At 55.8% G+C, this 12,407-nt stretch carries 11 protein-coding genes; 8 read left to right on the forward strand and 3 right to left on the reverse strand.

From position 1 onward, the window contains the following. Positions 1 to 60: 60 nt before the first annotated feature. The 3 genes from BBD46_RS16590 (at position 61) to BBD46_RS16610 (ending at position 7,519) form a co-directional block, all read left to right on the forward strand. Positions 61 to 2,106, forward strand: coding sequence for a hypothetical protein (locus tag BBD46_RS16590; protein ID WP_139173660.1), 2,046 nt, complete (start codon positions 61 to 63; stop codon positions 2,104 to 2,106). A 24-nt stretch (positions 2,107 to 2,130) separates the two neighbouring features. Continuing rightward, positions 2,131 to 5,955, forward strand: a complete 3,825-nt coding sequence (locus BBD46_RS16595) for a UvrD-helicase domain-containing protein (RefSeq protein ID WP_071402802.1) — start codon at positions 2,131 to 2,133, stop codon at positions 5,953 to 5,955. 1,066 nt (positions 5,956 to 7,021) lie between these two features. Further along, the gene (locus BBD46_RS16610; RefSeq protein WP_071402805.1) at positions 7,022 to 7,519 is read left to right on the forward strand and encodes a hypothetical protein; all 498 of its coding nucleotides are present in this window, start codon (positions 7,022 to 7,024) and stop codon (positions 7,517 to 7,519) included. A gap of 183 nt (positions 7,520 to 7,702) precedes the next feature. Here BBD46_RS16610 and BBD46_RS16615 read toward each other — a convergent pair whose 3' ends face one another. Further along, a complete protein-coding gene (locus tag BBD46_RS16615) occupies positions 7,703 to 8,281 on the reverse strand; it encodes a hypothetical protein (RefSeq protein WP_071402806.1) in 579 nt (192 codons plus the stop codon). Between the two features lie 161 nt (positions 8,282 to 8,442). Here BBD46_RS16615 and BBD46_RS22755 point away from each other — a divergent pair, with 161 nt between their 5' ends. After that, positions 8,443 to 8,619: a hypothetical protein gene (locus BBD46_RS22755; RefSeq protein WP_171908234.1), complete on the forward strand. Its 177-nt coding sequence runs from the start codon at positions 8,443 to 8,445 to the stop codon at positions 8,617 to 8,619. 73 nt (positions 8,620 to 8,692) lie between these two features. Further along, the gene (locus tag BBD46_RS16620; RefSeq protein WP_071402807.1) at positions 8,693 to 9,304 is read left to right on the forward strand and encodes a DUF2441 domain-containing protein; all 612 of its coding nucleotides are present in this window, start codon (positions 8,693 to 8,695) and stop codon (positions 9,302 to 9,304) included. A gap of 515 nt (positions 9,305 to 9,819) precedes the next feature. Here the strand turns inward: BBD46_RS16620 and BBD46_RS16625 are convergent. After that, positions 9,820 to 10,422 (reverse strand): hypothetical protein, encoded by a 603-nt coding sequence (locus BBD46_RS16625; RefSeq protein WP_071402808.1) that lies wholly within the window; start codon positions 10,420 to 10,422, stop codon positions 9,820 to 9,822. Further along, positions 10,406 to 10,717 carry a hypothetical protein gene (locus tag BBD46_RS22310; protein ID WP_139173662.1) on the reverse strand — a complete coding sequence of 104 codons (312 nt, stop codon included), beginning with the start codon at positions 10,715 to 10,717 and terminating at the stop codon, positions 10,406 to 10,408. Before BBD46_RS22310 ends, BBD46_RS16625 begins: the two co-directional genes overlap by 17 nt. A gap of 105 nt (positions 10,718 to 10,822) precedes the next feature. Between BBD46_RS22310 and BBD46_RS16635 the strand changes: the two genes are divergently transcribed. The 3 genes from BBD46_RS16635 to BBD46_RS16645 all read left to right on the forward strand — a co-directional run bounded on the left by BBD46_RS16635 (position 10,823) and on the right by BBD46_RS16645 (position 12,407). After that, on the forward strand, positions 10,823 to 11,170 hold the full coding sequence (locus tag BBD46_RS16635) for a winged helix-turn-helix domain-containing protein (protein ID WP_084777799.1): 348 nt from the start codon (positions 10,823 to 10,825) through the stop codon (positions 11,168 to 11,170). Positions 11,171 to 11,853: 683 nt separating this feature from the next. Next, positions 11,854 to 12,087, forward strand: a complete 234-nt coding sequence (locus BBD46_RS16640; protein ID WP_071402864.1) for a hypothetical protein — start codon at positions 11,854 to 11,856, stop codon at positions 12,085 to 12,087. A gap of 128 nt (positions 12,088 to 12,215) precedes the next feature. After that, the gene (locus BBD46_RS16645; protein WP_071402810.1) at positions 12,216 to 12,407 is read left to right on the forward strand and encodes a hypothetical protein; all 192 of its coding nucleotides are present in this window, start codon (positions 12,216 to 12,218) and stop codon (positions 12,405 to 12,407) included.

Genomic DNA, 12,407 nt, shown 5'->3' on the forward strand with positions numbered 1-12,407 from the left:
GTTGTGACTCCTGTCCAACTTCACCGACGAAACATACAGCGACGTCTTCGTGAGGAAGCAATGCCACAGAGCGATTTTTTATTTGCTCGGTTGGTTGATGTCGCTCGTGAAATCAACGGCACCGCCCGCGTCGCAACCGAGGCGGAGCCTGCGGTAGAGTCACTCGACCGCATAGATCGGCTCGAGCACACTCGCCGTATCCTGTCCGAGGACGACAGCGACAGTAGCCCACTGGCTGCGCTTTCGACTGTCGTCGGCTCGCCAGTCACCGATCACGTCGAGACGATCGAGCGGGCCCGGACCAGCCTGGAGATGGTGACTGGATTTTACCCTGACCGACTCGAGGCGTTTGAATCGATCGCCGACGATGTCGGCGGCGTCGTGGGCACGGACGCCCGGGACCTCGCCACGGCACTGTACACGCTGCAAGAGCGACTCCAACAACGAGCCGATTCTGCCGTCTCAGATACAGAACTACTGCGAACCGCCACGGACTTACTCACCGACAAGCCGGCGATCTGGGAGGAGGCGTATCCCGCGGTCGAGACGCTGACCGTCGGAGGGATAAGTATGCTCACGGCGACGGTTGAGGAGTTCATATCAACGGTCGCGACGGCGACCGAGGGCAGGGTCGACGTCGACCTGCATCTTCGCCGAGGTACCGGGCCGAAGATCTGTGAGCAACTCCTTGCGTGTGAGTCTACCGACGAACTCGAAGAAGGGCGTACTGTGACCAGGAGTGAACCTTCCCCCGCTGCGGCAGTTTCCGGGGTATCCGTCCCAGCATTCGAGGCGGTCGCTCAAACACGGGAAGCGGAAGCCCGTCTTGCGATGGCACTGGTGTCCGCGCTACTCGATCAAGGAGTCTCGGAGAGCGACGTGACGGTGGTGGTTCGGGACATCGACGATTACGAAGAGCCCCTGACGCGAGGGGGACGCCGGTATGGCGTCACCCCGACGTTCTGGACGACACTTCGGCTGAAACGAACCATCCCCTACCAGCTCCTGCAAAGTCTCTGCGACCTGCTGCAGGCCCGCGAAACCGATACTCCCGTCACTGCGGAGACGCTCTTTTCGCCCCTCGAGTACGGCTGGGTCGATCCACAAATCGACGTCGAGAAACCGATACCGCTTGGCGAATCCGTCGAAACCAATGGATGGCCCGTCCCAGTCGCGACCGTTCGCGACGGTATCCGACTCGCCGCTGAGGAGTCTTATCGGATCGGGCAGTGGCAAGAGCGACTCGGCGATCTCGCGACCGCAGCTGGTGATACGGAGGCCGACGATATCGCTGGTGAGACGGTCAGTTGCGGATCGAAGTTCGATAGCTACCTCGGCTGGCTGGACAACGTTGCGAGGACGCCCAATCCGACAGACGTCAGACAAACCCTGCTTCCGGTACTCGACGCCTATGCCGTCGGAGCACTCCCGGAGCGACAGGCAATCGATGACGACACGAAGCTCGATGTCGCCCAGAGTGTGAGAGCGGTCGACCGACTGGGGGCTCACCCGGATAGCACTCAGTTCACCGTCGACGGCCGCTCGTTGCACGCACACGACGGAATGGTCCCGGAACTCGCTGACAAGTACGAACAGTGGCTCGAAGCTGGCTACGTCGACCCGTCTTGGAGGTCGGTCGCTGACCTATTCGATCAGTTGGCCACGGTCGTCCCCGGACGGCGCGAGCATCCGACTGCACACGCGATTGACGTAATGGAGGCCAACGACGTGTGGGGACTCGAACTGCCGTACGTCGTCTCGGTCGGCCTGGTCGACGGAGAGTGGCCACAGCCGCCCGACAGCGTCGTCCCGGCAGCGATCAGGCAGCGACTTCGCGGCCTTTCGAAACCGGAGCGGCAGCTCCGACCGCGATCAGGCTGGACCGAAAGCCGAGAACTCGACTTTTTCGCGGACACGGTGGCGGCTGCCAGCGAAGCGCTCGTTTGTACGCGATATCGGCGCGATACTGACGGCGTCGAACAGTCGATGTCGCCGTACCTGCGTGTCCTCCCCACACGAACAATCGCTCCCGACGACACAGATCAGCTAATCAGCACCGGTAGTCTCCCGGCGGCTATTGGTACAGCGGTCAAGCAAGAGAGATGACTGACAAATACGAGAGTGAGTAACGTGACCGGAAACGACTCCGAATTCGATTCCGATTCCACTGTCGATCCCGACAGCACAGCGCCAACCGAAACGACCGACCATCCGGATACGAACTCTCAATCGGAGGATTCAACGGGAGACCCCGTTCCAACACCAGATGTTCCGAAACTAGATGATCAGCAGAGTACCATCGTCGACGAATTCTGCGATCCGAGCGTTGATTCCGGGTTGTTCGTGCTGAGCAGTCATCCAGGTGCAGGAAAATCGACGGCGAGTGGCAAAGCCGCCGCCACACAACTATACCGACATTACCTGGCGGGCGACCATACACCCGAGCGGCGGCTGCTTGCGACCTCCTTCTCGAAGGAGGACGCCGCAGATATTGTCCCCGATATCGTCGACTGGCTGTGGGCGCTGTACCATCGCGACGAGATACCGACGAACGAAACAGTGTCAGCGGATGAGATCCGGAATATCGAACGCCGATTACGCCAGGGAGCGTCCATCGGGACGGTCGATGGTGTTCTTCGCTCGGTGTTCGACTCCATCGCCACCGACGTCGGCTTCGATGGGATGCCAACGGTCGGCAACAAGGCACTGTTAACCCGTCTCCGGATCGACTGCTACGAAGAACTCGGCGATGACCCCGAGTACGGCCCTCTCGTCGATCAACTCGAGGTCGCGTATCCTGACTCCAATGCGCAAGAGGTCTCGGAGTACGTTTCCTCACTACGAGAGATGCTCGAAGAGGCGTTGTTGGCCTGTCGCGAACGGAACCTCTCGATCGAGGAGTTTCAGACGAACCTCTACGCGACTGTCAACAATGTCTATGCCGAGCAAGAGGCAGGCTCACCCGCTGCGATCCGTGATGCGGTCGAGCAGGCGTGCGGCCCTGATGCGGCGGCCGAAGTCGATTCCCTCGAAACCGACGAAATGACAGCCTTGACCGATGCCGACGAGCAACTGCACAACGAGTGGCTCGCGGCGATCGACAAGTTCTGCGAACTACTAGGTGCATACCGTGAGCGGTACGACGACCTAACACACCAACGAGGCGTGATTGCGCACGTCGACTGTGCATACTGGGTTGCCGAGTACTTCACTGCCGACGACGACCACGATCTCGACGTTGACGACGACCGGCGGGAGCGAGTCCGAGAGCGGTTTCAGGACCAGATCGAGAGTGTGATCGTTGACGAAGCTCAAGACGTCTCCGAGATTCAGTACACGGCACTGGCCGAACTCGTCGCATCAGACATGAAGCTGTTTCTGGCCGGGGACCTGAAACAGTCCATCTACGTTTGGCGGAACGCCCACCCAAAACGCTTCCAGCAGGCGATCCGTGATGGCGTGTACTTCGGGATCAACTGGGACCATCACGTCTACGAGAAAGCGAGACAGAACTACCGATCCCGGCCAGACATCGTCGCCGCGATCAACGCCATCGCCGAGGAGACACTTCCGGAACCAGACCGCGGAAACCTAGGGGAACTCGACATCACCTTCTCGCCGTTGCAGGCGAGACGCTCTAGCACCGAGCGGACGAACGTCCACGTCGCACAGTTTCGGAGACGAGAAAATGAGTACCCTGGTACCGAAGATTGGGTAACCGGAGAAGGGAACGAAGCTCAAGCGGTAGCGCGGGTGCTTGCAGGGGGAGTCGAGGACGGTACATTCGTTACCACGGATGATACCAATGCGAAGCAGGATACGGACGCAGACGCCTTGATATCTGACTCGACGGACGAAATAGACGACGAGGAGACGACGGATGCGGAGAAAGCGTCCCCACCCATCACAGTCCTCTTTCCTCGGACGAAGTACATGGGTGCGTACGAGCAGGCACTGGAATCACGTGGGTTCTCTGTCGGGAACGAACGGATTCCGCTATTCGAGACAACTGCCGTCCGGATGGCAGTCGCAGTACTGGAGTGGCTCATCGACCCGTTCGATCCGGAGCGAACCAAACGGCTCGTGACTACATCTCCGCTTTCAGACGGCGATGAAGGACTTAGGGCAGCATCATCGGCCTTTCAGCGCCACGGTTGGGCAATTGAGGATGTAGCGAGAGCGCTCGGCTCGGCGGCCAGTGACGGTGGTGATGAACTCGAACACGAAACCGGAAGTGGAATTGAAACTGAACCTGAAACCAGGACTACTGAAGGCGGCACCGAACCACTCCCAGAGGGTACTGTACGTGTTCTCGAGGGGCTGGACGCGCTCGCGACGGATCTCCCCCGTCGGCGGGCTGATCCAGTAGCTGTCGTCGCCCGTGACGTTATCGATGCCCTTGGCTTGGAAGCTGACCCGCTCGACTGTGACATGGCCACGACAAGGGCACAGCGAGTGGCCAACCTCGATGCGTTCGTGGCCACGGTTGAAGAGTGGGAGGGCGACGATCGATATAGCCTTGAGCAGTTCACGGAGCTGTTGTCGCCGTTCATAGAGAACCCCGATGATGGTCCGGACCGCCCGCTCGTCGACGACGATGTTGACATCGTCTTCAAAACCGTTCACCAGATGAAAGGCGATCAGGAAGAGGTGATCGTCCTCGCAGATCCAGCACGCTCTATTGGGCTATACAAGCGTACAACCGACCGTCTTATTACGACCACCAACAGGATCGGCCTCGCACCTCCGTGGAACGGTGCTATCGAACGTGTTGATGTTCCAGGGTTCGACAACGGATTGTACAACCCGTTTGCAGATTCGGGCGATGATATCGGGCTTCGATGGACTCTCGAGAGGTGGCGACCATCGACCGACGGGTCTGACGGTCCCGACAGTCTGGCAGGACCCGAGCTGTTTCAGCGGGCGTGTGCCGAGCGACGTGCTGAATCGTGGCGACTTTTGTTTGTCGCTATGAGCCGTGCTCAGAGTCACCTCGTTGTACCGCTTCCCTCTACGTGGCACCCAGAATACTGGAACCTTCGAGATCACTGGGCTGGTGTCCTCCACGATGCATTTGATGTCGGACATGGTGCACCAGGAGGTACCCACACGGTCGCCGATGAACACGACGCCGAGGAGGCCTCGTTCGCGGTCGCCGTTAACGACGTTGGTTGGGTTGAGTCCACGACGATCGGTTCGGATCCCGTCGAAACGCCACGGCTTCCGCCGCTCGAATCGACATCGGAATCGTGGCTTCCACGGTTCGTGAGGCCAAGTACCGTCCACCCGCTCTCGGACGACCCCGAGCGATACGCACTGGACCATCTGATGGGACAGGCCTTACACACCGATTCGGCGTCGCCCGAGATCGATCTCCCGTATCATGCCCTCGGGCCAGACCAGATCGGACAGCTAACTCACGACCTTGTAAGGAGGATAGCGACACGAAACGTCACGACAAAAGAACTCGAGACGGTTAGCGGCCCCGTCGCGTTGATCCTCGAGGATTGCCTCGACACGTACGCAGCGCATCTCAGTGACGGCGACAGGGCGGTAGTGCACTCGTTCTTGGCCGAGACCGTCATCCCCCAGTTTGCGACGTCTGCTCTCCGCGAACGTGTGGACCGTGCAGAGGCCGTGTACGGCGAGACCAAGCTTGAAGGAGTGATTACGGTAGACGGCGTCAAGATAGAGGTTCGTGGTCAAGGCGATATCGTGTGTCGGCATCCCGATGGGTCGTGGACAGTCGATGACGTGAAAGTTGCACTCGCAGCGATTACCGATGCCCCACGCTATCAGGTGCAGTTAGCGACCTACGAGTGGGTACTGCAGCAGCAACTCGGAGAGGACGTGACCGTCAGGAGCTACTTGACGTACTTCGGTGTGGGCGACACAACGGTTGAGCAGAAGACTGCGGCGACAAGCCTGAAGTTTTGTCTCGAAAAGCTCCTCTAGTCGTAACCACCCTCCATCGGTCAGTAGAGGGATAGAATGGGCGCACTGGCTATCTACTACTTGTTATTGAACGGCCATCCCGCGTATTCAGGATTGCCGAGTATATCTGACCACCAGTAAAAGAGTAAGATAATAACAGCCATTAGAAATCCGTATAGAACCCCAGATACGAGGGAATCACTAGAGAAATGAGAGAGAAACCCTATTGCTATTGACAAAATCAATATAAGTCCAATTATCTGCTTAAGTGCAAGGTCAATATCCATCCCAGCCATTATATGACAATAACTGTATTGCTATGTATTCTCTTCGCCGTTCAATTCGTACGTGTAGGGAACGGTCGTTCAGTCCAATAGCCCCGTTCACTTGTTCGGAGGAGACCCGCTATCGCCAAACAGATTATCGGCGAACTGTGGGCGACTGAGCGGAGTTTCCGAGAGGGGCATGAGTGTGGGCTATCCTCGCTGCGTGAGGTAGTTCTGGAGGCCATCATTGGTGATCTCGTACCACTGATCGGTATCCCGTTCGCGGTACCTGAGATCGCCATCGACATCTACGACAACGCCTGGTTCAGCCCCGATGGCAGATTCAAAGACAAGTGCCAGCAGCTCAGACTGCCACCATGTTCCCCGAGTCTGAGAAAGAACCATGATCAGTCCTCCGGATGGTTGATCCACATATATAAATCCTAAATTCCACTATCAACTTTTGGGCCAAAGGTCGAAGAAATCTCACCCTTCGTTCAACCTTCTAGCGTAAGCCTACGGGTGTTTCACCTGCTTCAAGTTGAACTTGTTTACATTCGCACGCGCGTGCGTACTTTTAAGTGGTTAGAGTATGTTCTCCTAGACAAGAGAATATAGGTATCATACGGGTTCAACGGGTGATTAGTGACCTGCGCGTGCTCGATCCTTCCACAAACCAAAGCACTCACAGGTGACGCAACTACCCCTGCCCGGCCATACAGGGGGAACCCCGAAGACCACGCAGGTTTGCGACGGCTGGTTCTAGACTGGACGTTGTCTTACTTGTTTGGTTTTCGGAAGTGGCCACTTCGCGACATCAAATGACAAAGAAAACAGTCGCCGAACGCACTATCGAGGAACTAAATGCCACGAATGAGGCCTGCCGAGCCTACGAAATCGTCAATAAGATCGGCTCGACGCCAGATTACGTCCGACGCGTCTGCAACCGACTCCATGAGGAGGGCTGGATCCAGAAGTTCCAAGGCACGGTCATCGTTGGGCATCCGATGCCTGGTGGGAACACAGAGGTCCTGAGCAACAACCGACGAAAGCTCCTCAACATCGTGAAACGGTACGCGCCGGGCCTTCTAGGAGAAGCAAAGAGCAAGCCAACGATCAAAGAACTCCGAGAGTTCATTGAGAACGAAATCGCCATCGGACCGAGTTATCCACTCGGAACCAGAAAGGTCTACTTCGGTATCCATGCTGGAACTCACGCTGCCGAACTGGGAATAAGCCTTGTCACTGATGATGAGGAAGGACCAGACGCTTCGGAGAGTGCCGACAAAAGTTCCGACTCCACGGTGAGCGCGGACTAGGCTAAGAGAGCCACGACGTTTTTTCGAGTAACCGATGCCGCCATAGAACACCTCTGCGGCCTCTTGCGCGTTTCCTGAATAGCCGGAGTTCGTCGACACATCCAGAAGCATCAAAGAGTGTTCCAAAGCTGGCGTTGGTCAAATTTAAAGAAACAGATCAAGGCATTGTCTCTGTCTTAGTGATTATCGTAGCCCCTCAACCAAACTGAGGTCCAGATCCCCTATTCCTTTGTCAAGGATCCAGACGATCATCGAGCTGAAGATCGCGAGGTACGATATTAGCATCGCGAACAAACCAGCGGTGAGGGTCGCGGTAGCCGTCCACGGCAAGGTGATCGACCCTCCTGATTGGAGTGTTCCCACCCAGACAATTACACCCGCGATGGCCGCTCCAAGAAAGCCGATGGACGCAATGATAACGTGGGGCCGGGAAAAGAAATCGGAAACCGTCGGCTCGTCACTGCTGGCTTCCACTTCAACATCAGGCGGGATCGGCCAATCTGACTTCGACTCGTTCAACCAGTAGATATTCCCCCGGTTGATCAGCTCAGTTTTGAGGACCCCCTGCTCGGCCAGTTCGTCAAGTCTGGACCGTACCGTGTCTTTATCGAAGTCGCCTTTGATCTCGGCTCGGACAAAACGGACGTTGTAATATGACCGGTCACCGTTGACGACGACCTCGACTACATGTCGTTGTTGCAGATCCCGGCTATTATCGTGCTCAAGCCGGTCCTCAACCCATTTCGGAAGTTCCTGAGACATGCCTTTTCCCTGTACGTCGAACGGGTCTCGGTATACGCCGAACACCGTTCTACGTTTGTTGAATGGCTATTTTCGTAGCTGAATAAAGTAATTTCCTCTCCTCTGATCTACCGTGATGCCCACAAAGAACGCTGTACGCAGAACCAAGCAGAGTGGTCTACATGGCTGACCCGATAGCAACGATGCTCGCCATCCTCACAACGATACTGCTGATGGTCGGGTGGCAAGTGATAACCGGATCACTACCCGGAGAAGTCGGGTTTGCGGTCAATTTCATGGCGCTGGTCGCATCAGTCATAGTCGGGTTAGTGGTGTACCTCACCTTCGCCCGAAACTGACTGAGTAACTGACGCCCAGACTATTCCCAATCCATCCACAATGTAATTGAAGTAGAGATTCCAACCAGAGAGTATGCCTACCGGATACCATGTTGACCGGAGCAATACTCTCGAGCCTGGCGACACACTGGTTTTAGAGAACGAACCTCAGATCAACCCTGAAAAAATCGTGCTACCCCAGCCCAGTGAAGAGAACGCGATTCAGAGCTACTATCCTGAGGGGCTCTCACGCCATGGGGCCCGATATGTCTACATGCAATTAGCGAGAAACAATAACATCAAATTCGAGGACAATACCACACCGATGCTGGGGATATACCAGATCGAAGATCTGGAGACAGAGGAGCAGGAAGTGGCCAATAAAAAGCCGACGAACGCCATCTACGAGTGGGTATTCGAATTTGTTCGCCGGTCTGAGTTCCCCGATCATCCCTCTCGGTTTCAATCCTTCTTTGGCGTCGAAACGGAACAGGAAGCAACTGCGTTCCAATCCGATTTCGATCCTGACGCACAGATCGTGGAGGTCGAATACAGTGTAGGAGTGAAAGCAGACATGGATCTGCTCTCGTGCCAATCGTTCGCTGACGGCCTACATCAGGCGACAACGTACTGGAACGGTGAGCCAGGTAGTGACGATCCTACCTGGGAGATCTTGATGCAGCCCCCAGTAGAGGTTATCGGCTAATTGTCGACGATGGTCTGTGTAAGGTACACGCATAACTGCACGCCTTTTCTACACCATCCCTTTGTCCGATCATATACTAAATAAGGCATACAGGTCGTTTTACGGATTTTTGGAGCGGAAACGAGGGGTGTCCTCTCTAATCTGGTTCCGTTCCATCCTGTGAATTATTATCCGCGCAGGTTGTGACCAGATGCATTTGACCGAGCACTATAGCGGGGGTTTCAGATCGGTGAGGTCCAAGTGCATCGTATTATCATCGAATTCGTCGAAAACGACAGAAACAGCCGCTTCAACGGGAGTAGTTCGAGACACTGTTCCAGCGGATCAAAAACAGCGACGGACGACTCAATCTTGATTGGTTTCCGCCTAACGGGGATCCATACCCTGCGGTGCTCAGCCTCCACCTCCGCTTCGTGATCAACGAAAAAAGCCGGCGTGATTATCGAAACTGACGAGTCAACCGCTCAGATTCCAACGTCTGCTCGATCGTTCTGTCGCTTCGGGATTGCCATATGTCAGATTAAGTGATAGCGGTAGGCCTTGTGCCGGAACACAACCTTCCCATAGTCGTCGCGCTTCCTCACCTCGTCAGCGTCGACAATCGCGTCAATGGAGTCGTTGAGACGCTCGCGCTGTGTGTCTCGGCTGCCGCTACGGAGGTAGTGTTCAACATTCTTGGGGTCGATGTCCGCTTCGTTGGCGATCACCTCACGCACCGTTATCCCGCGGCCATCAGCGGTCAGCGGCAGTTCTTCCTCGTCAACTGGGTCGTCGTCGTGGACGTGATTGAGAAGTGCCTCCCGATCGACACGCACGGTCTCCTCGACTTCGTCAAAGATTACCTCGTCGCGACGCTCGCTGATCGGAACGTATCGTGATCCCGGTGGGAAGTAGCCAACGATTACTGGAATGTCGCGGAGGTTGTCAAGGCATGTCCGGAGTTTGTACTCCAACCCGTCACCTCGTTCCTCAAGAAGTTCCTCGATCTCGTCTTCCTTCAGCGCCTCTTCTTCGGAAAGGATGCCCTCGTCGTAGAGTGCTTGCGCAACGGTTACTTGGTCGTCAACACTGGGCTGGTGGCCGTTTTCTTCGGGAATTATGCTAAACTCGTGACTCATGAAGGGGTGGGGACTGTACGAAAGCCTCGAGCCCGGAGGGGATATCGGCACCCTGCTTGTCGAGGTAAAGGAGCACCTCGTCAATGCTCGACAAGCAGACCTGTGGGCCGTCCTGCACTGGTTTGAGTGGAACGTCTGGGTCGGCGGTCATCCGTTTAATCTCTCGCTCGACCCGCTCCCTCTCACCTGCTGGAAACCAGTCAGTAACGGCGTTAGGAGAAACGGGGTTGTCCGCAAAGCGGCGTTGGTAGAGAAGCTTTTGGATGACCTTGTTGTCTGTTTTCCGGATGGTCACGTGCGAGTATAGAACGCCCCCTCATATAAAGTTTGTTGTGAAATCAAACACCTATGTACCCCTACCCAACTGATTTATAGGGTGGCGTTACAACATCGTAGTGTGATGTCGACCAAGATCAAGCGCGATGGACAGGAGAACGACGAAACGTACCCAGAAAATGCACCCCTCGTCCACGTGTTCGGCGCATCTGGCAAGGTAAAAATCATCTCGGCACTCCTAAGTGAGCGTGATCGTGACCTGAACGTGAGCGATATCGCTGATATTGGCGACGTCGCACGGAGTACCGTCTACGAGAATATTGGTGAGCTGTGCGAGATGGGGGTCGTCATCAAGACGCGTGAGATCGGGGGCGGCCCAATGTACCAAATCAACACCGACAACGAGATTGTTGACCACATTAGTGAAGTTCGAGATTTGGGGCTTGAGCGGTTGCTTGAACTCGACAAATGAGTACCGCGACCGCATTACGAAACTGGAAGGCACTGCGGGACGTGCCGTCGAGAAGTCATCGCCCTATGTGAAGCAAGTGGGAAGTGGTTCATCGTTCACGTGTTGACGCCGTTCCTCTTCTACCTCAAGGAGATCACGATCGCTGCCAGCTGGGGAATGGATAACATTGTGAAAGAATTGATAACGAACGACCCAATAAGTTGCAAGAAGTCAGGGATTTCTAAGGTACTCTGACTTCATCATCCCGTTTTCATAGTAGTACCAATAAAGGTAGATCTCATGCATATCAGCGACGTTGCCACTCGCGCACTTGTAGGTCCTGCCCCGAACTTCACTTTCTCTTTTACGACCATTCTTTTCTCACTGTCAGCGTCCTTAACCGACTCCGTGGTGTCCGGTTCCTCGTCGGGCTTGGCCGGCTGATTAGGGCGTCAACATATTCTCGGGCATCGTCGTACAACGTCGCTCAGGCATCGAACCCGTTCGCGAACTACGTCCTGTTCGTGGCTGGTAATATCATCACAATAATGACGAAAGCGGTGACCGGAATCATCGGTCCGGGGTAGAGCGCTCTTCCGAACTGCTTGTGAAATGATAACGTGACGCCTCATCTCGCAGTTCAACTCCTTCCGTACCGTAAATATCCTATCCCATCCGCCCAAATGTTTCCGTCAGACCAACGAATGACGCAGCGATTCACCACAGGAGACCGCATCCGCGTTGACATTCCTGATGAGAGCGATCCCGATCACGAGCAGTATCACGGTCGCCATGGAACGGTCTCCAGGATCATCGAGGACGACGCCGCAGCCGAGACCGGAGACGAGCGAGACGGTATCATCTACCGCATCGAGTTCGAGAACGGTATTACGGCTGATTTCCGTTGGCGAGCTCTTCGCCCGCCCTTGGAAGAATAGCTGGACCGTCTCGACCCCCATCTGCCTGTCTCGACGGCCCATCCCACTGATTCCACGTGTCCAAGTACTCGCGTAGATAGTCTAAGAAAAGACTATATGGAAAGGCTCTAACAGTCATAGCATCTGAAATGACCCGGAAGACAATCGCTCGGAATGCAGGTGACTCCGGGCGAGTGAATATCTCTGGCTCCGAACTCGAGAAGCTTGAAGCCGAGATCGGCGACGACGTCGACGTCGACATTGCCGACGCGAAAGACATCGCTCACGCTATCATCGACAGTAAGGACACAGATCAGTTCCTCATCGTCACTCCACTGTAA

The organism is Natrialba sp. SSL1, from assembly GCF_001861355.1.
Classification (GTDB): domain Archaea; phylum Halobacteriota; class Halobacteria; order Halobacteriales; family Natrialbaceae; genus Natrialba.